Annotated in this window: 22 protein-coding genes, 1 tRNA gene and 2 pseudogenes; 9 read left to right on the top strand and 16 right to left on the bottom strand. The window is 66.6% G+C overall.

The annotated features are described in order from the left end of the window. The first annotated feature begins 22 nt into the window (after positions 1-22). From EDF55_RS12070 to EDF55_RS12060, 3 genes and pseudogenes are all read left to right on the top strand, one after another. On the top strand, positions 23-715 hold the full coding sequence (locus EDF55_RS12070) for a TetR/AcrR family transcriptional regulator (protein WP_123655190.1): 693 nt from the start codon (positions 23-25) through the stop codon (positions 713-715). Between the two features lie 628 nt (positions 716-1,343). Beyond that, a pseudogene (locus EDF55_RS12065) lies at positions 1,344-2,120 on the top strand (serine/threonine-protein kinase); the annotation flags it as partial. A gap of 32 nt (positions 2,121-2,152) precedes the next feature. Continuing rightward, positions 2,153-3,313 carry a hypothetical protein gene (locus EDF55_RS12060; protein ID WP_148079027.1) on the top strand — a complete coding sequence of 387 codons (1,161 nt, stop codon included), beginning with the start codon at positions 2,153-2,155 and terminating at the stop codon, positions 3,311-3,313. 29 nt (positions 3,314-3,342) lie between these two features. Here EDF55_RS12060 and EDF55_RS12055 read toward each other — a convergent pair whose 3' ends face one another. From EDF55_RS12055 to EDF55_RS12040, 5 genes and pseudogenes are all read right to left on the bottom strand, one after another. After that, complete coding sequence (locus tag EDF55_RS12055) at positions 3,343-4,140, bottom strand: hypothetical protein (protein ID WP_123655187.1); 798 nt, start codon at positions 4,138-4,140, stop codon at positions 3,343-3,345. A 238-nt stretch (positions 4,141-4,378) separates the two neighbouring features. Continuing rightward, positions 4,379-5,503 (bottom strand): hypothetical protein, encoded by a 1,125-nt coding sequence (locus EDF55_RS12050; protein ID WP_123655186.1) that lies wholly within the window; start codon positions 5,501-5,503, stop codon positions 4,379-4,381. Continuing rightward, positions 5,503-7,038, bottom strand: coding sequence for an ATP-binding protein (locus EDF55_RS12045; protein ID WP_260235939.1), 1,536 nt, complete (start codon positions 7,036-7,038; stop codon positions 5,503-5,505). Before EDF55_RS12045 ends, EDF55_RS12050 begins: the two co-directional genes overlap by 1 nt. Before the next feature lie 123 nt (positions 7,039-7,161). Continuing rightward, a pseudogene (locus EDF55_RS19115) lies at positions 7,162-7,293 on the bottom strand (translation initiation factor IF-2 N-terminal domain-containing protein); the annotation flags it as partial. A gap of 534 nt (positions 7,294-7,827) precedes the next feature. Further along, positions 7,828-7,917 (bottom strand) — tRNA-Ser (locus EDF55_RS12040). A 143-nt stretch (positions 7,918-8,060) separates the two neighbouring features. Here EDF55_RS12040 and EDF55_RS12035 point away from each other — a divergent pair. Both EDF55_RS12035 and radA read left to right on the top strand, forming a co-directional pair. Next, positions 8,061-9,041 (top strand): SGNH/GDSL hydrolase family protein, encoded by a 981-nt coding sequence (locus EDF55_RS12035; RefSeq protein ID WP_123655184.1) that lies wholly within the window; start codon positions 8,061-8,063, stop codon positions 9,039-9,041. Positions 9,042-9,050: 9 nt separating this feature from the next. Next, positions 9,051-10,412, top strand: a complete 1,362-nt coding sequence (gene radA, locus EDF55_RS12030) for a DNA repair protein RadA (protein WP_123655183.1) — start codon at positions 9,051-9,053, stop codon at positions 10,410-10,412. A gap of 49 nt (positions 10,413-10,461) precedes the next feature. On the opposite strand, the gene EDF55_RS12025 is transcribed toward radA, so the two are convergent. After that, positions 10,462-10,851 (bottom strand): SseB family protein, encoded by a 390-nt coding sequence (locus tag EDF55_RS12025; protein WP_123655182.1) that lies wholly within the window; start codon positions 10,849-10,851, stop codon positions 10,462-10,464. 276 nt (positions 10,852-11,127) lie between these two features. Between EDF55_RS12025 and EDF55_RS12020 the strand changes: the two genes are divergently transcribed. Both EDF55_RS12020 and EDF55_RS12015 read left to right on the top strand, forming a co-directional pair. Further along, on the top strand, positions 11,128-11,334 hold the full coding sequence (locus tag EDF55_RS12020) for a cold-shock protein (protein ID WP_123655181.1): 207 nt from the start codon (positions 11,128-11,130) through the stop codon (positions 11,332-11,334). Between the two features lie 116 nt (positions 11,335-11,450). Next, positions 11,451-11,888 (top strand): hypothetical protein, encoded by a 438-nt coding sequence (locus EDF55_RS12015; RefSeq protein ID WP_123655180.1) that lies wholly within the window; start codon positions 11,451-11,453, stop codon positions 11,886-11,888. 76 nt (positions 11,889-11,964) lie between these two features. Here the strand turns inward: EDF55_RS12015 and EDF55_RS12010 are convergent, their stop codons facing one another. Beyond that, on the bottom strand, positions 11,965-12,657 hold the full coding sequence (locus EDF55_RS12010; protein WP_123655179.1) for a hypothetical protein: 693 nt from the start codon (positions 12,655-12,657) through the stop codon (positions 11,965-11,967). 64 nt (positions 12,658-12,721) lie between these two features. Then, positions 12,722-13,264, bottom strand: coding sequence for an amino-acid N-acetyltransferase (locus EDF55_RS12005; RefSeq protein WP_185017346.1), 543 nt, complete (start codon positions 13,262-13,264; stop codon positions 12,722-12,724). A 73-nt stretch (positions 13,265-13,337) separates the two neighbouring features. Here EDF55_RS12005 and EDF55_RS12000 point away from each other — a divergent pair, with 73 nt between their 5' ends. Then, on the top strand, positions 13,338-13,790 hold the full coding sequence (locus EDF55_RS12000) for an SRPBCC family protein (protein ID WP_123655178.1): 453 nt from the start codon (positions 13,338-13,340) through the stop codon (positions 13,788-13,790). 71 nt (positions 13,791-13,861) lie between these two features. Here EDF55_RS12000 and EDF55_RS11995 read toward each other — a convergent pair whose 3' ends face one another. The 3 genes from EDF55_RS11995 to EDF55_RS11990 form a co-directional block, all read right to left on the bottom strand. Continuing rightward, the gene (locus tag EDF55_RS11995) at positions 13,862-16,384 is read right to left on the bottom strand and encodes an ATP-dependent Clp protease ATP-binding subunit (RefSeq protein WP_123655177.1); all 2,523 of its coding nucleotides are present in this window, start codon (positions 16,382-16,384) and stop codon (positions 13,862-13,864) included. Between the two features lie 154 nt (positions 16,385-16,538). Continuing rightward, the gene (locus tag EDF55_RS18835) at positions 16,539-16,715 is read right to left on the bottom strand and encodes a hypothetical protein (RefSeq protein ID WP_185017344.1); all 177 of its coding nucleotides are present in this window, start codon (positions 16,713-16,715) and stop codon (positions 16,539-16,541) included. Between the two features lie 126 nt (positions 16,716-16,841). Then, positions 16,842-17,321, bottom strand: coding sequence for a Clp protease N-terminal domain-containing protein (locus EDF55_RS11990; RefSeq protein ID WP_185017342.1), 480 nt, complete (start codon positions 17,319-17,321; stop codon positions 16,842-16,844). 71 nt (positions 17,322-17,392) lie between these two features. On the opposite strand from EDF55_RS11990, the gene EDF55_RS11985 reads away from it, so the two are divergent. After that, on the top strand, positions 17,393-18,325 hold the full coding sequence (locus tag EDF55_RS11985) for an NAD(+)/NADH kinase (protein ID WP_123655175.1): 933 nt from the start codon (positions 17,393-17,395) through the stop codon (positions 18,323-18,325). A 137-nt stretch (positions 18,326-18,462) separates the two neighbouring features. On the opposite strand, the gene EDF55_RS11980 is transcribed toward EDF55_RS11985, so the two are convergent. The 5 genes from EDF55_RS11980 to lysS all read right to left on the bottom strand — a co-directional run bounded on the left by EDF55_RS11980 (position 18,463) and on the right by lysS (position 22,078). Beyond that, positions 18,463-19,524 (bottom strand): sigma-70 family RNA polymerase sigma factor, encoded by a 1,062-nt coding sequence (locus EDF55_RS11980; RefSeq protein WP_123655174.1) that lies wholly within the window; start codon positions 19,522-19,524, stop codon positions 18,463-18,465. Positions 19,525-19,862: 338 nt separating this feature from the next. Further along, positions 19,863-19,994 (bottom strand): hypothetical protein, encoded by a 132-nt coding sequence (locus EDF55_RS19110; RefSeq protein ID WP_260233343.1) that lies wholly within the window; start codon positions 19,992-19,994, stop codon positions 19,863-19,865. A gap of 52 nt (positions 19,995-20,046) precedes the next feature. After that, complete coding sequence (locus EDF55_RS18830; protein ID WP_185017340.1) at positions 20,047-20,220, bottom strand: hypothetical protein; 174 nt, start codon at positions 20,218-20,220, stop codon at positions 20,047-20,049. A 96-nt stretch (positions 20,221-20,316) separates the two neighbouring features. Next, positions 20,317-20,520 carry a hypothetical protein gene (locus tag EDF55_RS11975; RefSeq protein WP_123655173.1) on the bottom strand — a complete coding sequence of 68 codons (204 nt, stop codon included), beginning with the start codon at positions 20,518-20,520 and terminating at the stop codon, positions 20,317-20,319. A gap of 28 nt (positions 20,521-20,548) precedes the next feature. After that, positions 20,549-22,078 (bottom strand): lysine--tRNA ligase, encoded by a 1,530-nt coding sequence (lysS, locus tag EDF55_RS11970; protein ID WP_123655172.1) that lies wholly within the window; start codon positions 22,076-22,078, stop codon positions 20,549-20,551. Between the last annotated feature and the right edge of the window lie 117 nt (positions 22,079-22,195).

Below are 22,195 nucleotides of genomic sequence, written 5' to 3'. Positions count from 1 at the left end.
CGCCGGCTGCGAGGATGGGACCATGTCCTCCGACGACCGGCCCGCCCGACTCGGTAGACCGCGGGTCGTCCCGGACACCGCGTCCGGGCTGAGCCCCCGCGACCAGATCCTCGACGCGGCCGCGGCCCTGTTCGTCGAGAACGGCTTCAGCGCGACCTCGACCCGGGCGATCGCTGAGCGCGTCGGCATCCGGCAGGCCTCGCTGTACTACCACTTCGCGGGCAAGGACGAGGTGCTCGTCGAGCTCCTCACGACGTCCGTCCGCCCGAGCCTGGACGTGGTGCGCGGCCTCGAGGAGCGCGTCCCCGGCTCCGTCTCCGCCGCGGGGGCCCTCGCCGCACTCGTGCTCATCGACATCGACACGCTCGCCCGCACGCCCCACAACATCGGAACGCTCTACCTGCTCCCCGAGGTGCAGGGCGACCGGTACCAGGGGTTCCGCGCCGACCGGCAGGAGCTGCAGGACACGTACGGGCGGCTCGGTACCCGGGCTGCGACCGAGGACGTCCGGGGTGCGGTGCCGCCTGCGCTCTTGGGTGGGATCCTCATCCAGCTCGCCGAGACCGTCATCCAGTTGCGCCGCACCGGGGAGGTGGACGAGCAGGACCGGGAGGCGATCACGGGGGCGTGCCTGCGGGCGTGCGGGCTCGGCGCTGCTGCCGTCGTGGCGGCGCGGCGGGAGGCGGAGGCGCTGCTGGCTGCGGCGGCGGTCTGACTGCCGACCGCTTCCGTTCGGCGCGCCCGGGGACGCCAGGCGGACGTCCTGGGCGCTTCGGCGCGCCCTGAGGCGGGGTCCGTGTTTGGCTCAGGTCCGCAAGCCGGGGATCAGAACTCCGACTGACCCGCTTCGCGGCTCCGGTGGGATCTGAACCCATCGCTCCGTGTTCGTATCTGCACGGACGCGTCTCCGATCGCCGGATTCATGGGGAAGTTGCCGACGGGCCGGGCCAGTCAAAGCCGGCCCCGGCCAGGTGGTGGTGCACCAAATTGCACCACGGCGCTGCTGGGGGACGCCCGCTCCCGAGAGAAGCGCTGAGGCGAAGCACCCGCCCCCGGATGGACGTCCGAATAGCGCCCCCCATCGCGACTGTCTGCGGACCACCATTGTGAGACAGATGGTGAGAGCTGCGTGCGACCGCGACGGCCCGTGCGCCGGAGGACCGGCTACCGGGCACTTCCGGCTACTGACTGACGTCCCCCGTTCGTGGCATAGACGCTGTTGTTGACGATGCATCAATATGAAGGCTGAGTGATCAGACAGGGGCAATACGTGAACCAGCCGACATTGACGCCGGCAGACGCCGCAACCGCGGTGGGGGGGAACAACATCGACGTTCCTCGGCGCTGGAACATTTGGGGAGACATGGCGCGTTGACGGTGTCCTCATAGACGGTGAGCCACGGTCGGTGGCCGTGAAGTTCTTGCAGCCCCACAACTTCCACCCCGGGTTGGTGGAGCGTGAGATCGCGGGCCTGACGGACATCTCGAGCCGCCGGATCATGGGGTTGCACGAGGTTCGCACAATCTCCATCGCTGGTACCGACTACACCGCGTTGCTTTGCGAGTACCTGCCCGGTGGCAGCGTGCAGGACAACCTGGCCGCGGACGGTGTTCCTGGGCACGTGGACGCCCTCACGTTCGCCATCGAGCTGCTGCACGCGGTTACGCTGCTGCACGCTGCAGAGCGGGTGCACCGGGATCTGAAGCCCGAGAACATCATGCTGCGCAACGGCAGCTGGGACAGCCCGGTCCTGATCGACCTGGGACTTTCGAAAGCCGCCACGGAGATAACGATGACGCGCTACCCGCAACGAGTTGGGTCGTTGCTGTTCATGGCGCCGGAGCAGCTGCGCGGCGAACGCGCCCGGAAGAGCTCGGACCTGTGGGCCTGCGGCGTGATCCTCTTCACCGTCCTGACCGGTCAGCACCCGTACATCACCTCCCTCAGTGGGAAGTCGGAAGACGAGGTTGCAGAAGAAATTACTGGACCTCCTCGAGCGCTTCCTGCGCACATCCCCGATGCGCTCCGCGACGTCGTTCTCCGACTGCTCAGCGAGGACGCGTTCGAGCGCGGCACCGCGAAGCGTGCTCTAAAGGACCTGCGAAAGGCCGCCAAGTGACTGACCAATCCACCACCGCTTCCCTGAACCGCATGCTCCGTGGGAAGGCGCCCACCTTCATCACTCAGCGCAGCGCACAGCACATGCATCGGCTTCCGGAGGTGTTTGACGCGCTGATGACCGATCACGGCAAGAAGCTCGGCGTCGGGACTGCGATGAAGATGTGGGGCAACACCGAGGCCGCGATCGACAAGTACTTCTCCTCGGTCGGCACCGTCCCGCTGCGGATCGCTGACCCCGTCCTGTTCCGCCACCCGCTCTCCACTTGGGAAGGGATGGCAACGATCGAGCCTGCGCGGCGCGATCCCACCTTCACGTTCTACAACACACTCCCCACCACCGTGGACGCGGCGTGGATCCGCAGCGTCATCCAGGCCCAGTACCGGGTGGGCGCCACCGTGGCACTCTCGGCCACCGGGTGGGTCGGGACGATCAACGCCGCGGCCGCGCTGGACCAGGCGATGCTGATCGTGCGCGCGAGCCGAGCAGTCGTGGAAGACAGTCCCATGTTCGTCAACCTGACGATGGACAAGGAGTGGCTGATCAACCGGGAGCTACGAAACCTGCTGCTTCGCGAGATCGTGGAGTCGAACGAGCAGCACTGGTACCTACGGTTCTGGTGGCCAGAATCGGCGAACTCTTATGGCCAGCTCGCTGACCCGGACATCCTCCGCGGGTACCGCCTCCTCACCGAGACTGCTGCGCTCGAAGATAAGAAGCTGTTCCTCGCCAACGCGTCCCTCACTGGGTGGCTAATGGGTGCGTTCGGCGCTGCAGGGTTCTCGACCGGTGCTTCAGCTGCCGATCAGACCTTTGCGCGAGCACGGCGAATGGGTCGCCGGCCCGGGCAGACACCCCCGAAGGAGATCCCGCGGATCTTCGACCGGTTCCTGCTGCACACGATGGACGCCGCCGTCTTCGACCGTCTCCGAGCCCTCCCCGGCCACCGCGATTTCCGGACCAGGTTCCTCGATGAGATCGCCACGGACGGGCACTCCAAACCGGTCGCTGGCTTGCATTACCTCAACGCGGTCGGGAACTTGCAGGCCAAGATGCAGCCTGCGGGCCGTGCCGCTTTCGCGCACCGTGCGATCGATCGCGGGCAGGGATGGGTGAACGCACTGGCACAGGTCGATAAGCCGGCCGGGGCCAACAGCCCAACCCACCTCCCGGTCTGGCAGACGGTCCGCTGACCAACCACGCTCAGCGTGGTTCCTGCAGGTCAGTTGTGATGTGTGCTGGTCGGCGGATACCAGCCGAACACGGGTGACACCTGCCCAGAGCGTTCTCCGCGTGACCAGAGAGCGTGGCTTCGCTCGGAAAGCAGCTCACGACCAACCGAGGTCATCCGGCGGTCGAGCACTCGATGTGGGCGCGCGATGACGCGGTGCCGGTTCGTGTCGGCGTTGACCAGGATCACGCCGACGCCACGCTGAGCGATGGCGTCCACCTGGTCCTGCAGCGGGCCGCCGGCGCGTTCATCGAGTGCGATGTATGCCGCGTCGGCGGAGTGGAACTGGTCGCGGGCCTGGTTGAATGCACGGAACCAGTCGCGCAGCTTCGCCTCGACGGTGACGACGCGTCGGCCCACTGGCGCTGTGCCCGGGCGAAGCATGACGTCTCCGGCGTGCATCTGTAGCCACCCGAGCTGCTCCAGCATCGGCAGTGCTGAGCGCCGGAGGTACTCCAGTGGCAGCCCCGTTGCTCGAGCGATGCCGCCGCGATCAAGGCTGCCCGCTCGTCGGAGAAGCTGCACGATTCGCACCTCACGATCACCGCTCAAGGGCTTGACCGCGTGTTCGGCGCGGGCCGCGAGCACGACCGGGTCGAATCGGATCATCACCAGATCCGGCACCCCCCGCACTGCGGGGACTTCCCGGAACGTGACGACGTCGGGATCTCCCCGCCGAAAGACGGAGTGCGCCACAACAGGTGCGAGCGCGTCTACGAGGTCCGTCTCGTACCGGAATCTGCCCCCCATGGCTGGCGTCTTCGACGACGTGGTGACGGCCCCGGTCATCGTGTGCCGCATCGTCGGCGACGACTTGGCGCCGCCTGAACAGACTGCATCTCGGGCATGGTCCCACCATAGGTGGTACCCACGTCACGTACCCGGACCATCCTCGGTGATCACCGGACTTCGTCCCCAAACCTGACCGCACGAGCCAAGGTTCACAGTTCCGTCGCACTGCGGCGTCCGCGCTCGTCGAGCAAAATGGTCCGCTAATCTACCTCAGGTCAGTCCGCTCGACCGCGCTTCACCTCAGCTTGACCTGCACAACCTTTGCCCATTTCAGCACTGTGCCCAGGTCAGTTGGGCGCAGCAGTCGCATGTGCGAGATCTGGTTTCGCACAGGCAACACCTCGTTCGCAAGCGTCTTCCAAAGCGGCTCTTCGAGTCCAAGATCGCCAATCTGACTTCTTGCACGAGTCTCCAGCAGTTCGCCCATGGTCAACCACTCAAGAGGATCACGAATTTGTGAGATGCTTGACGCCACCGCATAGGCTGACGTCTTCGCCCTTCCTTCAACTTTCTCCTTGAGGTCCCCCGCTAGCACTTGCCGCCTCCACCTCGCCCCCCAAAGCTCGATGGCTCGAATCCGAAGTGCGCGCCTTACAGACCTCTCGATGCTCCATAAACTAGCAAAGACCGCGCCCAACGCTTCCTGCGTCTCGGTCTGATCCGACAAGACCTCGCTGAGCGCATCCCTCAATTCGCTTATCCGAAGCGGCATTGTCCATTCGGGCCCGGAAGTACTCGTTCGAACGAGAGACGCCCCTCGAAGGGCTTCGACCTCGCGAGAAGTCAATGTACTAAACAAATCGGCAGGGTCGAGCGCAGCCTCGAATAAAGCATGATCCAACGACGCACAAACTTCGAGCCCCAGTTCACGCAATGAAGCTTCTAGCACTTCCTGCAGAGGCGATTCATTCTCGCGGCACACCGGTAACACAGCTTCCGGAACCGCGTTTGCGTCCACCGGAATCGGAGCGAGAGGACCCGCAACGAACTTGGCGTCTTCAAGGAGTGAGCTTCCCGGCACCGGAGGATAGGCCACGCGGGGAGCAGCTGAAACCAATACGACCCGACCGCCAGCAGCCATGTCGTCCATGACGCGCTCTCTCAACAACCCGAGAGTGGGCGATTTTGGATCCTCCCCCAGTTTCTCGGGTCGCAGGCCGAGGACGAACGTCGGCGTGGCACCTCGAGCTCCGGCCCGCAACGAGACGTATTCTTCCACGCTGAAACAATGCTCTTGTTCACAAACAAGACTCACTAGCGGAGCCTGCGTCGCCCCGAGCTGCACGAAGATGAGCCCAAACTGCCGGGCCTGCTGCAGAACGCCATTCACCCACTCGGTCTTATAGTCTTCCCTGGCCATCAGACAAGATCCAGCAAGGAGTTGAGTTCATAGTGATGCTCCACCTTACGCACCAGGCCAAGATCGAGCAGGTGCCTTAACGCTTGCGGCTCATCCTCCGCCAGCTGAAGGAACTCATCCGGGTACTCGCGAAGAACATCGAGTAGCACCGATTCGGTCGAATAATACCGCGTGACATGCTGAACCATTTCCGAGATATGTCCCCCGACCTGAGCCTTCCAGTCCATCAAACGGGAAAGTACCAGTGGGCGCGTGATTATTCTCCTGAAAACTTCAGTAGGAAGGGCACCGACGACCTCCGACGCAAAGTTGCGATAGAGAAATGCGTGGCCACCGGACGCTTCGAATAGTGCTTCGAGCGCCTTCTCTTCGATCTCAATACCCATTTTCGCGCCAGTTGCGAGCGCGAGGTCATCAGCCTCATCGCGAGCGAAAGGTCCGACGTAATAGGCTTTCGCCCAGGAGAAAAGCGGATTCGGCCTGCCATACAAACGCCCACTCTCAATGATCGCACTGGTCAGGCCAGCGAGCATGAAGGTGAAGTTCGATGCCTCTTGAACCAAACTCCGCAATGATGCCAGCAATTGGGCGATTCGAGGCATGTCCCCTTCGGCAATGTCGACCTTATCTGCGGGAGTGAGGTACTCAATCTCGTCGAGCATTATGAGCAGCTGAATACCGTCAGGGGCAAGTCTGCGCAGCAGGGCTTGAAGTGCCGTCTTGAATTCAACGATCGACGGTGAGGTCGACAGTTCAGCAAGCTCTTTGGTACGAAGTTTTCGGTCGCGCAGCTCCTCTAGGCATCGCCGTCTCAGGTCCGCAAGGATCTCCGAGGTCGGATCCTCCGGTGGGGACGGGAACGCCTCGAGGTCCAAAAGGATGGGAATAACTTTTTCTTGACGCATCTGGTCGGCGAGCTCAAATAGCACGCTCGTCTTGCCAGCTTTGCGCAAGCCGAAAACACCGGAGACTCGTTGGCTTAGTACGTCGTCGCGTAGCGACTGGAGCAAAGTCCTTCGGCCGAAGAAACGAGCACCCCGTACCGGAGTGGTCTCGTAGAACAAGTCGCGACTGTATACGTAGTCACGAATCAGGCCAATGAACGCCATGGCGTTAGGGTCCATGTCCTGAGACAAAGGGATTGCTCGAAGCGACGGAGTGGAGGATGACCAGTCATCCAGCTTCGTCCGGAGGCGGGGGTCCGGGGCACTCACAAATATGATGTCGGGGGTTATCTTCCGATCCATCGTTTGGATCTCCGCTAGAGCGGCCTCGTACGTGCGTACCTGTAAATCATGGTGGGGCGCGTAGAATATCAGGAGTTCCCTCGTGAGCCCAAAGCCTGCCTCAATTGCACCACTAAACCGCACCAGCGCAACAGCACAATCCGCAAATTTCGGGTTTTTGGAAGGACGTGCGAATACGATCTGCGAGCCGAGTTCTCGCAAGGCGGCGCGGTGTTTTTCGAATTCTGGAAATCGCCTTCCCAGTTCGTCCATTTTTGTCAGCAAATCAGGATGGATCGGCTGCTTCACAGAGCCGGCTCGCCACCCGACTTCTCGCGACGAAGGAGTTGTCTGAACCGCGTGCGTCTTGCTAGTAGACTGTGCGCTGCTTCGTGATTGTTTCGCCGGCTGCTCAAAATCCTCCACACCGAATGCGCGAAGCGCTTTCCGTGCGACGGGTGGCTCAAGTCCGCTTGATGGCCCCTTGACAAATTCTCCTTGAGCCTTCAACCACTCAATTACGTCGCGAGAAGACACGTTAGCTCGTTGCGCCACTTCGTGCACACGCAGTTTGTTCAAGCTTCCCCCAAGTCGTGATGCTCGTCCTGCGTATCCGCAGTGAAGCGCATGATGTTAGTTGGATCTAGCTTAGGTGTTGACCGCAGCGTTCCGCAGCGATCACTGCGCACGACGCCTTTGCGAGTGATCTTCCCGTCGATGCGCGCCAGCTGCATCGCCGCCGCACTGGGGCACACCCCAGCGCTACAGTCCCGGCTGGCTGTTCGTCTGCGGTTCTACGGTCTTACCCGAGCCTCTGCCACACTTCTGTGCGCTGATCTAGATCCCCGAGGGCACGATGCGGTGATGAGGTTCCCGCTGGCCCACGACGGAGGCCGATGTGAAGGTTAGCGCTTCGCCGCGCACACTCGAGGAACGGGCGAGTGTGCCTGGAACAGCGGGTTGGACGCACTCTGGCTGACCACGCTGCCAAGGAGGAGGCAGCCGCGTTGCGGGTAGTGCGCTCAGGAGGGTGCACCAGTGATGCATCAAAAACGCTCTTCAAAAGAGGAAAACCCCCGCGTGAACGGGGGTTTTCTGTGGCGGTACCGGTGGGATTTGAACCCACGGTGGAGTTGCCCCCACACATGTTTTCGAGACATGATCCTTCGGCCGCTCGGACACGGTACCGGGAGACAGTTTACACGATCCGGGAGGCCCCTCGCGACACCCCAGGACGGCTCGGCGCCCACAGGCGGCCGCGTCCAGGGCTCTTCCCACAGCCACAGGGTCCGCTCTGATCCGACTGATCCAGCGGGCGTACCGTCCACCGCATGAAGTCCCGAACCCTCATCGCCCTGCTCTCCTCGATCGGCGGCGGCCTGGTCGTCGCCGGCGGCGCCGCCCTCGGCGCCCGGGCCGGCGTCAAGGGCCAGCGTGCGGCAGCGCAACGCGTCGTCGACATGCTCCCGTCGCACGCCGACTGGTGGCGCGAACGACTCCACCACGAGGGTGAGATCACGTACCTGGCGATCGGCGACTCCGCGGCGCAGGGTGTCGGCGCGACGGTCCCGTCGCGCGGGTACGTCGGCCTGCTCGCCCGCCGGATCAAGCACCGGTCGCGCGAGACGGTGCGCGTCGTGAACCTCAGCGTCTCCGGTGCGACGACGTGGGGCGCGAAGAAGGACCAACTCCCGAAGCTGCGGAGCTTCACTCCCGACGTCTGCACGGTCTCGATCGGCGCGAACGACATCGCGGACTTCCACCCCGACAAGTTCGAGCGGAACCTCCGCGCGATCTACGGCGCGGTCCCGTCGCACGCGATCGTCGCGGAGCTGCCGTGCATGTTCGTCCCCGACCGCGAGCGCAAGGTCGCCGTCGCGAACGAGATCGTGCACCGCGTCGCGGACGAGCTCGGACTGACGGTGGCGCCGCTCCACGCGATCACGCGCCGAGTGGGGCTGCGGCGGACGTTCTTCAACACCTACGGTGACCTGTTCCACCCGAACGACCGCGGGTACGAGATCTGGGCGAGCGCGTTCGAACCGGCGATCGACGCCCGGGTGGACACCGTCGCCGCGATCCGGCACTACCTGTCGGCGCGAGAAGCCGAGGACCTCGGGCGCGACGCCGGTGCCGTGGCGAACGCGCGTGCCGAACAGGACACGCTCGGCGCCGAGGAACTCGAGCACGCACACCGTCCCGGCCGGGTCGACCGGCTCCGGCAGCGCATGACCGGGTCGATCACCGTGCCCGGCGCCACCGAAAACGACGACACCTCCGGCGATGCCGGTGATGTCGGCGGCGCGGCCTAACCTCGTCCCATGGCCCGCCCCCAGTCCTCCTACCGCTGCTCCGAGTGCGGCTGGACCACGATCAAGTGGGTCGGTCGCTGCGGCGAGTGCCAGGCGTGGGGCACCGTCGAAGACGCCTCTGCCGTCACGGCCAGCGCACGGGGCACCAGTGCGGTCGCCGTCACGGGGACCCGCATCGCGCAGCCCATCACGCAGGCGCGCGGTGGTGCGGTTCCACGCTGGCAGACCGGCATCGGCGAGTTCGACCGGGTGCTCGGCGGCGGGATCGTCCCGGGTGCCGCGGTCCTCCTGAGCGGCGAGCCCGGCGTCGGCAAGTCCACGCTCCTGCTCGAAGTCGCTTCGCGCGCCGCCTCCATGGGCAAGCGTGTCCTCTACGTCAGCGCTGAGGAGTCGGTGGACCAGGTCCGTCTGCGGGCCGAGCGCACCGGGGCGATGCACGACGACCTCTACCTCGCGAGTGAGGTCGACCTCGGCGTGATCCTCGGCCAGATCGACCAGGTGCAGCCGGACCTGCTCATCGCCGACTCCGTGCAGACGATCTCCTCCGCCAGCATCGACGGCATCGCGGGCGGCACGTCGCAGGTCCGTGAAGTCGCATCGACCCTCATCCGTGCCGCGAAGGACCTCGCCCTGCCCGTGCTCATCGTCGGGCACGTCACGAAGGACGGCTCGATCGCCGGCCCACGGTTGCTCGAGCACCTGGTCGACGTCGTGTGTCACTTCGAGGGCGACCGCCAGACCGCACTCCGGTTCGTCCGCGCCCTGAAGAACCGCTTCGGACCCACGGACGAAGTCGGCTGCTTCGACATGGCCGGCGACGGCATCCACGAAGTCCCGGACCCCAGTGGCCTGTTCATGTCGCGGAACGGCACGCCGGTGTCGGGGACGTGCATCACGGTCACGATGGAAGGCCGTCGGGCGCTCCCGGTCGAAGTCCAGGCACTCGTCGTCCCGAGTTCCGCACCGCAGCCGCGCCGCGTGGTGAACGGCGTCGATTCGTCAAGAGTCGCGATGCTCCTCGCGGTCCTCGAACGCCGCGCGGGCATCAAGCTCTCCGACGCAGACGTCTACGTCTCCACTGTCGGCGGCATGAAACTCACCGAGCCCGGCGCCGACCTCGCGATCGTGCTGGCACTCGCCAGTGCCGCGCGGAATCGTCCCTACCCGCACACGCTCGCAGCCATCGGGGAGATCAGCCTCGCCGGGGAGATCCGGCAGGCCACCGGCGCGAAGCAGCGCGCGAGCGAAGCGCGTCGGCTCGGGTTCACGACCGTGCTCGGGGCGGACGCTGAACACCTCCGTGAAGCACTCCGCGTCGCGTTCTCCCTGACGAAGTCCGTCCGGGAACGCGAACTCGACGCCGCCTTCTGACGCCGGGCAACGCGCCAGGCACCACCCCCGACACGCGCGGGACCGGACGTCAGGCGCGCAATGCGGCCAGCAGGTCGGCCGGTTCGGACTGCATGGTGTGCGGCCCGGCGATGTCGAAGAACACGCCCTCGAGGGAGTCGAGGTGCGCGGCGAGGAACTCCTCGAGCCGCGCCGCGTCGTAGACCATGACCTGCCGGATCTTCTCGTCCGGCACCATCGCCGTGTAGGCGTCCGCGGACGAGAACAGCAGCAGGATGCGCTTCTCGGACCCTTCACGGCCGAAGACCCGCACCTGCATGTCCTTCTTGCCGGTGACGAGTCTGGGCACGATCACGATGTCGTTCCGCAGCGCGTATGCCACCGCCGCCACGTCCTGCTTCGCGAGGGCTTCCTCGAGCTGTTCGCTCCGGAAGCGCTGTTCCTTGTCTGCCATCGCCATCAAGTTCACCAGAAATCTTGCGATCCGGGCGACTTGTCTGGTTCTTCGGGTCCGGACACGATAGGTTGGTGGAACCGCTTCTGCGGCGCCCAACGTCCGGGCGAGGTGGTTTCACTCCCTCATCCGGGCTCACGGGTCACTGGCCCACGGGCCTGACCCCGAACCCGTCCCGCCGGCACCTGCCCGCGTGGCGCATCACCCTCGTCGACATACGTCGAGGCTCCGTCTGCGTGTCATACCGCGATGGAAAGCAAGAACAGTTAAGGAAACGCCATCATGGCAACTGGAACCGTCAAGTGGTTCAACAACGAAAAGGGCTTCGGGTTCATCGCCCCGGACGACGGCAGCGCCGACGTCTTCGCCCACTTCTCGGCGATCTCGGGCAGCGGTTACCGCGGCCTCGAGGAGAACCAGAAGGTGGAGTTCGAGATCACTGAGGGCCGTAAGGGCCCGCAGGCGGAGAACATCTCCGTCATCGGCTGAACCCCAGGGGAACGCTGACCGTCATCCGGTCGGCTGACCCCGAACACGACCGCGGTCGGACTCGATCGATACCTCGTCATGACGAGGATCGATCGGCCGGCCGCGATTGTGTTTGTATGACCAATTCACGCATCGCATCGACCACCGCCGCAGCAGCAGCACTCGCACTGACCGTCGTCGGACTGACTGGGTGCGCGCAGGTCCACCAGCAGGTCGGCGACGCCTGGTCGGTGACGTACGAGGTGAGCGTCGATGCTCCCGAGTCCGTCACACTCCATGACGTCCGCTTCGAGGGCGCCGAGCGACGGGGTGCCGCCCCGGAGACGCACGAGCGATCCGCGGTGACGACGAGCGACACGAAGTCAGCGGCACAGACCTGGACGCACGAGTCGATCGTCCTCACCGACGATCCCGCGTCGGTCCGCGCCACTCCCCCGGCGGAGCGCACGGCCAGCTGTCGCATCCTGCTCGACGGCAAGAAGGTCATCGCCGAGGAGCACGGCCGCGCCGGTGCACCCGTCCGCTGCGCCGCGACGACCCCCGACTTCGACTGACCGCCCGAACCGCGCCGGCCGAGCCACCGAGCCGCCGGGCGAACCGCCGAGCCACCGAGCCGCCGAGCCGCCGACGTCAGTTCAGGATGAACTGCGCCGACTCCTTCGACGAGATGTTCCCCACCGCGACCTGCAGGTGGTAGCTCGCGCCCCCACCGGTCACCGACGGCCGTGAGGAGTCACACGTGGACGTCGACGACCGGGTGCGGTCCCACGCGATCGCCGGCGTGGTCAGGGTCTGCCCGGCCTTGATCGTGACGTCCTGGTTCGTCCCGCCGGTCTGGCAGTCCTTCGACGACCAGTACTGCTCCTCACCGGAGCTGATCGTGAGCACCTGCTGCGACGACCCGAGGTCCATGTGGCAGGAGCCCGACCCGGTGTTCTCGATCGACATCGCGATCTTCGGGTCCTCGGTGGGGCCGTAGGCGCTCTTGTCGAGGACGGGCTTCAGCGTGATCTGGTTCTTGGAGCAGGTCGAACCGGATGCGGAAGACGAAGAAGACGACGAAGCCGAAGCGGACGGCGACGCAGAGGCCGACCCAGAAGACGGTGCCGAGGAAGCGGAGGCCGACGGCGACGACCGAACCGACGACGACGCGGACGGGGACGCGGACGGCGAGGACTCCGCCGCCGGTGCCCCGTTCCCACGCCCCACCACGATGAGCACGACGACGATCACGATGAGCAGGATCACTCCGGCCACGGTCGCGCGACGGCGCCAGTAGACGCCCGGCTTCTGCGGGCCGACGGGGTGACGGAACGACGACATGCGCACAGGGTAGACAACGCCGGGCGCGCCACGAGGGAACCCCGCCGAGCCGGGTGTGAAAGCGTCAGAGGATCTTCAGCATGCGGGTGTTGCCGAGCGTGTTCGGCTTGACCCGGGCGAGGTCGAGGAACTCCGCCACACCTTCGTCCGACGACCGCACGAGCTCCGCGTAGACGGACGGTTCGACGACCTGCTCGCCGATCTCGAGGTACCCGTGCTTCGCGAAGAACTCGACCTCGAACGTCAGGCAGAAGATCCGCGCGACGCCGAGCTCTCGCGCGTCGTGTTCGAGCGCCTCGAGCATCCGGTGTCCGACGCGCTTGTGGATCCAGTCCGCGTCGAGGGCGAGCGTTCGCACCTCGGCGATGTCGTCCCAGAACACGGCGAGGGCACCGCACCCGATCGGGACACCGTCCGGCCCCTCGGCGATCCGGAACTGCTGGATCGAGCCGTAGAGCGCGACGTTCTCCTTGCCGAGCAGGATCCGCCGGTCGACGTAGGGGGCGATGAGTCGCTGGATGTGCGGCACGTCCGACGCCAGCGCAGGTCGCACCAGGATGCCGTGGTCGTCCCGTTCGTGGAACGCGTGCTTCCCGTGCTCAGTCATCTCCCCCACCATAGTGCGGTCGGGGGACAGCGTTCCGGGTCGCGCCCAGGCGCACCCGCCTACCGTCCGGGACATGCCCCAGATCATCGAGACCATCGACGTCAACGTCCCCGTCAGCGCTGCCTACGGGCAGTGGACCCGCTTCGAGGAGTTCCCCCACTTCCTCGACGAGGTGGAGAAGATCGACCAGGTCGACGACACCACCACCGACTGGACCGTGAAGGTGGCCGGCCAGGAGCGCAAGTTCCGTGCGGTCATCACGGAGCAGCACCCCGACGAGCGTGTGGCCTGGACCGTCAAGGACGGCGAAACCGACCACGCGGGCGTCGTCACGTTCCACAAGCTGTCCGACAGCGAGACCCGCGTCACCGCGCAGATCGACTGGGAGCCCTCCGGCTTCCTCGAGAAGCTCGGCGCCGCCGTCGGTGTCGGCGGACACGCCATCAAGAAGGACCTGCAGAACTACAAGGAGCGCGTCGAGGCGGCACCCACGGACGCCGGCTGGCGCGGCGACGTCCAGGCCTGAGACCCGACAGAACACAGACGGGAGGCCCGGTGCCAGCTGGCACCGGGCCTCCCGTCTGTCTGGTGGGGACTCTAGGACTCGATCTCGCCCTGCGGGGTGGCGTCCGTTGCGGACTCCACGGCAGCGGCTCCGGCGAGGACCTCTTCGCGGCCCGGCTGACGCCCGGTCTCGAACTGGAACTTGCCGTCGGTGAAGTCCACCTTGACGTGGTCACCCGCGGTGAGCTCACCCTGCAGGATGTGCTCGGAGAGCTGGTCCTCGACCTCGTGCTGCATCGCGCGGCGGAGCGGGCGAGCACCCAGGGCCGGGTCGAACCCGACCTTGATGAGCTGCTCCTTCGCCGGGAGCGTGAGCTCGACGGTCATGTCGCGGTCGAGCATGCGGTCCGACAGACGCTTCACGAACAGGTCCACGATCTGCAGCAGCTCGGGCTGCGACAGCTGCGGGAACACGATCGTGTCGTCGACGCGGTTCAGGAACTCCGGCTTGAAGTGCTTCTTGAGCTCCTCGTTCACCTTCGCACGCATGCGGTCGTAGCCGACGCCCGAGTCACCCTCGACCTGGAAGCCCACCGGGCCACCGGCGATGCCCTGCGAACCGAGGTTCGTGGTCATGATGATGACGGTGTTCTTGAAGTCGACCACGCGGCCCTGACCATCGGTCAGACGACCCTCTTCGAGGACCTGCAGCAGCGAGTTGAAGATGTCCGGGTGGGCCTTCTCGATCTCGTCGAACAGGACCACGGAGAACGGCTTGCGGCGCACCTTCTCGGTGAGCTGGCCGCCCTCTTCGAACCCGACGAACCCGGGAGGGGCACCGAACAGGCGCGAGACAGTGTGCTTCTCACCGAACTCCGACATGTCGAGGGAGATCAATGCACCCTCGTCGTCGAAGAGGAACTCCGCGAGTGCCTTGGCGAGCTCCGTCTTGCCGACACCCGTGGGGCCGGCGAAGATGAACGAGCCGGAGGGACGGTTCGGGTCCTTCAGACCGGCACGGGTGCGGCGGATGGTCTTGGAGAGCGCCGAGATGGCCTCTTCCTGACCGATGACGCGCTGGTGCAGGGCCTTCTCCATGAAGACGAGACGCGAGGTCTCCTCTTCCGTGAGCTTGAACACCGGGATGCCCGTGGCCTGGGCCAGGACCTCGGCGATGATGCCCTCGTCGACGGTGCCGGACGCGGCGACGTCACCCGCACGCCACTGCTTCTCGAGGCGGAGACGCTCGCCGAGGAGCTTCTTCTCCTCGTCGCGCAGGCTCGCGGCCTTCTCGAAGTCCTGCTCCTCGATGGCGGCTTCCTTCGACCCGCGGACCGTCGAGATCTTCTCGTCGAACTCGCGGAGCTCCGGCGGCGCCGACAGGATCGACAGACGCAGGCGAGCGCCGGCCTCGTCGATCAGGTCGATGGCCTTGTCGGGCAGGAAGCGGTCCTGCACGTAGCGGTCCGCCAGGTTCGCCGCGGCGACGATCGCACCGTCGGTGATGGACACCTTGTGGAACGCCTCGTACTTGTCGCGGAGGCCCTTGAGGATGTTGATCGCGTGCGGCAGCGACGGCTCGTTGACCTGCACCGGCTGGAAGCGACGCTCGAGTGCGGCGTCCTTCTCGAAGTGCTTGCGGTACTCGTCGAGCGTGGTGGCACCGATGGTCTGGAGCTCACCACGGGCCAGGAGCGGCTTGAGGATCGACGCGGCGTCGATCGCACCTTCCGCTGCACCGGCACCGACCAGCGTGTGGATCTCGTCGATGAAGACGATGATGTCGCCGCGGGTGCGGATCTCCTTCGTGACCTTCTTGAGGCGCTCCTCGAAGTCACCGCGGTAGCGGGACCCGGCGATGAGCGACCCGAGGTCGAGCGAGTAGAGCTGCTTGTCCTTCAGCGTCTCGGGGACATCGCCCTTGACGATCGCCTGGGCGAGACCCTCGACGACGGCGGTCTTGCCGACGCCGGGCTCACCGATCAGGACGGGGTTGTTCTTGGAGCGGCGGGAGAGGATCTGCATGACCCGCTCCATCTCCTTCTCGCGCCCGATCACCGGGTCGAGCTTGCCGTCGCGCGCGGCCTGGGTGAGGTTCCGACCGAACTGGTCGAGGACCTGCGAACCCTGCTGCGCGTTCTGCTGCTGCTCGCCGCCGACGGCGACCGCTTCCTTGCCCTGGTAGCCGGACAGGAGCTGGATGACCTGCTGGCGGACCCGGTTGAGGTCGGCGCCGAGCTTCACGAGGACCTGGGCTGCGACACCCTCGCCCTCGCGGATGAGGCCGAGCAGGATGTGCTCGGTCCCGATGTAGTTGTGGCCGAGCTGGAGCGCTTCGCGCAGGGACAGCTCGAGGACCTTCTTGGCGCGCGGCGTGAACGGGATGTGCCCGGTCGGCTGCTGCTGGCCCTGCCCGATGATGTCCTGGACCTGCTCGCGGACGGCGTCGAGCGAGATGCCCAGCGACTCCAGCGCCTTGGCGGCGACGCCCTCGCCCTCGTGGATGAGGCCGAGGAGGATGTGCTCGGTGCCGATGTAGTTGTGGTTGAGCATCTTCGCTTCTTCTTGAGCGAGGACGACAACACGACGGGCTCGGTCGGTGAATCTCTCGAACATGTGCTCTCCCTTGGCCCTTCGTACCGGGCCGACAGCTGCACCGGTCTCGTGTGAGTCCGGTCACGTACATCGAGAGTAACCAGCGCTCACCCCCTGGTCTGCCCCTGTTCGCCGTGGGCGTGACCTCGGGGCGCTGGGTGCGCCGATCGGCTCGTCACCGCGTGATCAGGTGCAGTGCGACTGCGATCAGGAGCAGCAGGACGTCGACCAGGAACAGCGCCGGCGCGAGACGGCTGGACCGGTGCAGGGTGCCGGCGGTGGCCACCAGTGCCAGCGCGAGCGCCCCGGTCAGGATCGGGCGACCGTCGGCGCTGACAGCCAAGATCGTCACGGCAGCGAGCGCGACGGACGCGCAACTCAGGGCTCTCGCGAGACCGACCAGCGTCTGGGTCCGGGCCACAGCAACCTCCAACGGAAAGGAGAGTGCAACATATCAGTCCGCGAGCGCGGCCGGTCGTCAGGCGCGGCGCGCAGCCCGGAGCAGGGCACGGCGGAAGCGACGGGGGTCGACGCCGAGCCGCTCGAGGACGTCGTGCGCCGCACCCATGAACGGGTCGTCGACACCGTCGAGCACGGCGAGGAGCACGTGGTGCGGACGGACGCGCTCGTTCGCGCCGGCGACCTGCGCGGCACGGGCGAGGATCCGGGCGCCCGCCGGGGTGCAGGTGATCGTTCCGGCTTCGGACGGGTACGGCGCGGTCCCTGCTCCGACGAACACCCGGATCGCGTCGCGGAGCCGTTCGGGCGTGACGCCGTGGTGGTCGAGGACGTCGCGGAAGCGCGGGATGCCGGAGCACAGCACGGTGGCGGCCACGAGCAGGTGCTCGGCGTCGACGAACCCGAAGCCCGATTCGCGGGACTCGTGTTCGGCGAGGAGGACGATCTCGCGGCCGTGCCGGAGGACGGGCACGGAGATGGAGAGCGTCGCGGTGTTCATGTATACAGAATATCGCATAGCGGCCGCGATGGAAAGACCCCGGACCAGGTCCGCCCGGTAGCATCCGGCGCATGGATCAGCCCGTCGTCGGCCTCGTCGTCCACCCGACCAAGAACGTCCAGGAGTCCGTCACGACCCTGCAGCGCTGGAACGCCTCCGGTCGCGGACGCCTGATCGCCCGCCGCATCGACGCCGCCCGGATCGGCGGGGTGATCGACGTGGTCGAGGACGACGAGTTCACCGGGACGGTCGACCTCGTGGTCGCGCTCGGCGGCGACGGCACCATGCTCGGAGCCATGCGCCTCGTCGCGAAGCGCCCGGTCCCGGTCCTCGGCGTGAACTACGGCAACGTGGGCTTCCTGGTCGAGATCGAACCGCCGGAGCTCGAAGCCGCGCTGGACCGTCTGTCCGCCGGCGACTACCAGCTCGAGCCGCACCACGCGCTCGAGGCCCGGCTGTCCTGGAGCGGTGCCCGCACCGACTACCTCGCCTTCAACGACCTCACGATCGTGCGCCGCCCCGGAGCCGGCCAGGTCTCGGCGGACCTCAGCGTCGGCGGGCTCGGGTACGGCTACTACCGCGCGGACGCCATCGTCGCCGCGACGCCCGCTGGGTCCACCGCGTACAACTACGCCGCCGGTGGCCCGGTGCTCTCCCCCGCGCTCTCCGGCTCCGTGGTGACCCCGGTCGCGCCGATGGCGGGCATCGACCGCTCCGTCGTGCTCGCCGCGCGTGAGCGCTACCGGTTCGAGATCGCGGAGGGCACCAGGAGCGCGGCGCTCGAGGTCGACGGGCTCGTCGTCGGCGAGGTCGCGACCGGTGCACAGATCGACATGCGCCTGCGGAAGGACGCCGGCAGCGTGGTGCGCCTCGACGCCGAGCGGCACGGGCGGACGGGCCGCGTGAAGCTCAGCTTGCTCGACCTGCCGGTGCGCCCGGACCAGCTCGTCGAGCTCATCCCGAGCGACCTGCGGCAGAAGCTGCGGCGCGAGGTCGAGGACTGACACCCTGCTGACATGAGTGTGGCCCGTCCGAGCAGTGCTCGGACGGGCCGTCCCATCACCCCACCGGATCGCCTTCCCACAGAACGACCCGGCTCCCCGAGCCGACGCGGTGAAGCGTCGGCCGAAGTGCTGCTGACCTACTCGGTCAGGTAGAGCTGCATGTCCTGCGAGACCGCCTTGGCGAACAGGCGCAGCTTCGCACGCGACTCGACACGGCTGACTGCCTGACGGGTCGTGTGCACGATCTTCGAGATCTCGTCGAGCGTCATCGGCTTGTCGTCGTCGAGGCCGTAGCGCATGCGGATCACGTTGGCTTCGTCGCTCGGGAGCTCGGCGACGATCGAACGGATGTCGCGGTGCAGGAGCGTCGTCTCGGTGAGTTCGTTCGGGGACGCGGCGTCCTCGTCCTCGATGAAGTCGCCGAGTTCGCTGTCGTCCGAGTCGCCGACCACGGTGTGGATCGACACCGGCTCGTGCGAGCGGCCCTTGAGGTCGACGAGTTCTTCGACCGACATGCTCAGTTCTGCCGCGACTTCTTCCGGCATCGGCGCACGGCCGAGGTCGACGGTGAGGTCACGCTCGGTGCGCGAGATCTTGTTGATGAGCTCCACGGTGTGCACCGGGATGCGGATCGTGCGGGCCTTGTCGGCGAGACCGCGCGAGATCGCCTGACGGATCCACCAGGTGGCGTACGTCGAGAACTTGTAGCCCTGCGTGAAGTCGAACTTCTCGACCGCGCGGACGAGGCCGAGGTTGCCTTCCTGGATGACGTCCATGAAGGGGAGACCGCGCTGCGAGTAGCGCTTGGCGATGCTCACCACGAGACGCAGGTTCGAGGTGATCATGCGCTCCTTGGCGCGCTCACCGTCACGGACCAGCCACTTGAGCTCGCGCTGCAGGGCCTTCGGGAGTCCCTGCTCGGTGGCGAGCTTCTCGCCGGCGAACAGACCCACCTCGATCCGGCGGGCGATGTCTGCTTCTTCCTCAGCGGTGAGGAGCGAGAGACGCCCGATGTGGCGGAGGTAGTCGCCGACCTGGTCGACCGATGCGCCGCGGACGCCGGCGAGCTGCTCGTCCGCTTCGACCTCTGCTGCTGCGGTGTCGAGCGTGGTGCTCTCGACCTTGGCGCTGTCGGTCTTGGCGGTTGCCTTCTTCGTCCGGCGCGAACTGGTGCTCGGTGCTGCCGTTGCGATCGTCATGTGACTCTCCCTGCATTCGACGGTGATGGCCTCGTGGGGTGTCACTAGTGAAGCGGGCGAGGGGTGTACCCCACAAACGGAACCGAATGATTCCCAGGGTTCTCCGTGCTTCGTCATTGCGACTGCCCCCCACGGGGTACAGCGTGGGAACAGTGTGGTCCCCCTGCCGCCCCGAGATCAAGGGGATGTCGTTGTGTTTCCGGGATTGCATCGGTGTTTCTGGCGCGTTTCGGACGATGTACCCCGGGGTGCAGCGCTTGCCGGACAGGCAAAAGGGGTACGTCGGACCGGATCGGCGAGATCCGGCCTCCGTACCCCGTTGACCGAGCGAGCGGGGGTCACCAGGACGGCTCGAGCCATCCGGCGCGGCGCTTCGACGCCTCATGGTCGGCGTCGCGGTCGTACTCGTCGTACTCGCTCTCGATGTCGCCGACGAGGCTGCGGGCACGGAGCATCTGGGTGATGGACATGGGGACGATGCTCACAGCGGCCGGCAACGACCGCGTGAACGGGCGGCGACGCTCAGACGTCGATGTCGTCGAAGTCGTCAGCGCCGACGACGTCGGCCCATCGCCCGTCGTCGCGAGCGGGGTCGCTCAGCGCGGCGTGCCCGAACGCATCGGCTGCATCGATGTCCGTCGGATCGTCCGATAGCGGGGTCGCCGGGTCCTCCGGCGCGGGTGTCGTCGGGTGCATGGCGCGCACGATCGCACCGCCCGGTGAACAGCGGGTGAAGCGCGCAACAGCGGGTGAGTGCGGAACAGCGGGTGGAGCGCGGAACAGCGGGTGGAGCTACTCCGCCGAGGCGGGTGCCGGCGCGCTCGCGCCGTGCTCACGCTCGAAGCGTGCACGCTCCTCGGCCTCGACCTTGGCGTAGGCGGCGCGCTCGGTCCGGTCGGCGCGCATGATCGCGCGCATGACGAACCAGAAGACGAGGCCGACGACGATGGTCGGCGTCAGGGCGAAGATGATCCCGGTCACGACTCCATGCGGCACCCGAGCATCCTAACCCCGGCGACTGGGCCTACTTGACGAGCGGGAACAGGATCGTCTCGCGGATTCCGAGGCCCGTGATGGCCATCAGCAGCCGGTCGACACCCATGCCCATGCCGCCCGACGGGGGCATCGCGTGCTCCAGCGCACGCAGGAACTCTTCGTCGACGCGCATCGCCTCGGGGTCACCGCCGGCGGCGAGCTTCGCCTGCTCGACGAAGCGCTCCCGCTGCACGACCGGGTCGACGAGTTCGGAGTACGCCGTCGCCAGCTCGAAGCCACGGACGTAGAGGTCCCACTTCTCGACGATGCCCGGGCGGGTGCGGTGCTCGCGGGTCAGCGGGGAGGTGTCGACCGGGAAGTTCATCACGAAGGTCGGGCGGTCGAGCGAGTCGATGACGAAGTGCTCCCAGAGCTCCTCGACGTACTTGCCGTGCGTGGCGTGCGCGACCTCGACCCCTTCGGCCGCGGCGAGCTCCTGCAGCTCGGACAGCGGCGTGGACGGCGTGATCTCGCGGCCTGCCGCTTCGGAGAGCGAGCCGTACATGTCGATGCGCGGCCACTCGCCACCGAGGTCGTACGTGGTGCCGTCGGGCAGCGGGACCTCGAGCGGCCCGCCGGTCACGGCACGCGTGGCGTTCTGCACGAGCTCCTGCGTGAGGTCGGCCATCTGCTCGTAGTTGCCGTACGCCTGGTAGGCCTCGACCATCGCGAACTCGGGCGAGTGCGACGAGTCGGCGCCTTCGTTCCGGAAGTTGCGGTTGATCTCGAAGACGCGGTCGATGCCACCGACGACGGCGCGCTTCAGGAAGAGCTCGGGCGCGATGCGCAGGAACAGCTCGGTGTCGAACGCGTTCGAGTGCGTGACGAAGGGCCGGGCCGAGGCGCCACCGTGCTGGGTCTGCAGCATCGGGGTCTCGACCTCGAGGTACTCGTGGCCGGTGAACGTCTGGCGGAGCGACGCCATCACGGCGGCTCGGGCACGGACGGTCTCCCGCGCCTGGTCGCGGACGATGAGGTCCAGGTACCGCTGACGGACCCGGGTCTCCTCGTTGAGTTCGTTGTGCAGGTTCGGCAGCGGCAGGATCGCCTTCGCCGCGATCGCCCACTCGTCGACCATGATCGACAGCTCACCCCGACGCGAGGAGATCACGCGGCCGTGCACGAACACGTGGTCGCCGAGGTCGACGAACTCCTTCCAGCGCGCGAGCGAGTCCTCGCCCACCTCGGCGAGGGACACCATCGCCTGGATACGGGAACCGTCGCCGGACTGCAGGGACGCGAAGCAGAGCTTGCCGGTGTTGCGGGAGAACACGATGCGCCCGGCGATGCCCACGACGTCGTCGGTCTCCTCACCGGTCTCCAGGTGCGCGTACTGCGCCCGGACCGCGGGGATCGTGGTGGTGATCGGGAGCTCGGCCGGGTAGGCCTCGATCCCGGCTTCGAGGAGCCGCGAGCGCTTGTCGAGCCGGACCTGACGCTGCTCGTTCGTCTCCTGCTCGGCCAGTGCGGCGGCGTCGGCGATCGCGGTGTCGGTGGTGGCGGCGGTCTCGTCGGTCATGCGGGTGCGGCTCCGAGGGTCGTGGGGGATCGCACCGATGCTACCCGTCCGCGTGCACTCCCCCGGAATCCCGGCGACACCCGACCGAGACTCGCCGACCGGCCACGAATCGGCCGC

The sequence above is a fragment of the Curtobacterium sp. ZW137 genome, from assembly GCF_003762905.1.
Lineage (GTDB): Bacteria > Actinomycetota > Actinomycetes > Actinomycetales > Microbacteriaceae > Curtobacterium.
This window is presented reverse-complemented; position numbering and strand designations above follow the sequence as displayed.

Coding starts and splice junctions, on each gene's coding strand:
- lysS (WP_123655172.1), bottom strand. CDS start 22,078: ATGACCGACGAGACCGCCGCCACCACCGACACCGCGATCGCCGACGCC.
- EDF55_RS11990 (WP_185017342.1), bottom strand. CDS start 17,321: ATGAACACCGCGACGCTCTCCATCTCCGTGCCCGTCCTCCGGCACGGC.
- EDF55_RS12005 (WP_185017346.1), bottom strand. CDS start 13,264: ATGACTGAGCACGGGAAGCACGCGTTCCACGAACGGGACGACCACGGC.
- EDF55_RS12000 (WP_123655178.1), top strand. CDS start 13,338: ATGCCCCAGATCATCGAGACCATCGACGTCAACGTCCCCGTCAGCGCT.
- EDF55_RS12015 (WP_123655180.1), top strand. CDS start 11,451: ATGACCAATTCACGCATCGCATCGACCACCGCCGCAGCAGCAGCACTC.
- radA (WP_123655183.1), top strand. CDS start 9,051: ATGGCCCGCCCCCAGTCCTCCTACCGCTGCTCCGAGTGCGGCTGGACC.
- EDF55_RS12020 (WP_123655181.1), top strand. CDS start 11,128: ATGGCAACTGGAACCGTCAAGTGGTTCAACAACGAAAAGGGCTTCGGG.
- EDF55_RS19110 (WP_260233343.1), bottom strand. CDS start 19,994: ATGTCCATCACCCAGATGCTCCGTGCCCGCAGCCTCGTCGGCGACATC.
- EDF55_RS12050 (WP_123655186.1), bottom strand. CDS start 5,503: ATGGCCAGGGAAGACTATAAGACCGAGTGGGTGAATGGCGTTCTGCAG.
- EDF55_RS11985 (WP_123655175.1), top strand. CDS start 17,393: ATGGATCAGCCCGTCGTCGGCCTCGTCGTCCACCCGACCAAGAACGTC.
- EDF55_RS11995 (WP_123655177.1), bottom strand. CDS start 16,384: ATGTTCGAGAGATTCACCGACCGAGCCCGTCGTGTTGTCGTCCTCGCT.
- EDF55_RS12070 (WP_123655190.1), top strand. CDS start 23: ATGTCCTCCGACGACCGGCCCGCCCGACTCGGTAGACCGCGGGTCGTC.
- EDF55_RS12055 (WP_123655187.1), bottom strand. CDS start 4,140: ATGACCGGGGCCGTCACCACGTCGTCGAAGACGCCAGCCATGGGGGGC.
- EDF55_RS12010 (WP_123655179.1), bottom strand. CDS start 12,657: ATGTCGTCGTTCCGTCACCCCGTCGGCCCGCAGAAGCCGGGCGTCTAC.
- EDF55_RS12035 (WP_123655184.1), top strand. CDS start 8,061: ATGAAGTCCCGAACCCTCATCGCCCTGCTCTCCTCGATCGGCGGCGGC.
- EDF55_RS11980 (WP_123655174.1), bottom strand. CDS start 19,524: ATGACGATCGCAACGGCAGCACCGAGCACCAGTTCGCGCCGGACGAAG.
- EDF55_RS12025 (WP_123655182.1), bottom strand. CDS start 10,851: ATGGCGATGGCAGACAAGGAACAGCGCTTCCGGAGCGAACAGCTCGAG.
- EDF55_RS18830 (WP_185017340.1), bottom strand. CDS start 20,220: ATGCACCCGACGACACCCGCGCCGGAGGACCCGGCGACCCCGCTATCG.
- EDF55_RS12060 (WP_148079027.1), top strand. CDS start 2,153: ATGCTCCGTGGGAAGGCGCCCACCTTCATCACTCAGCGCAGCGCACAG.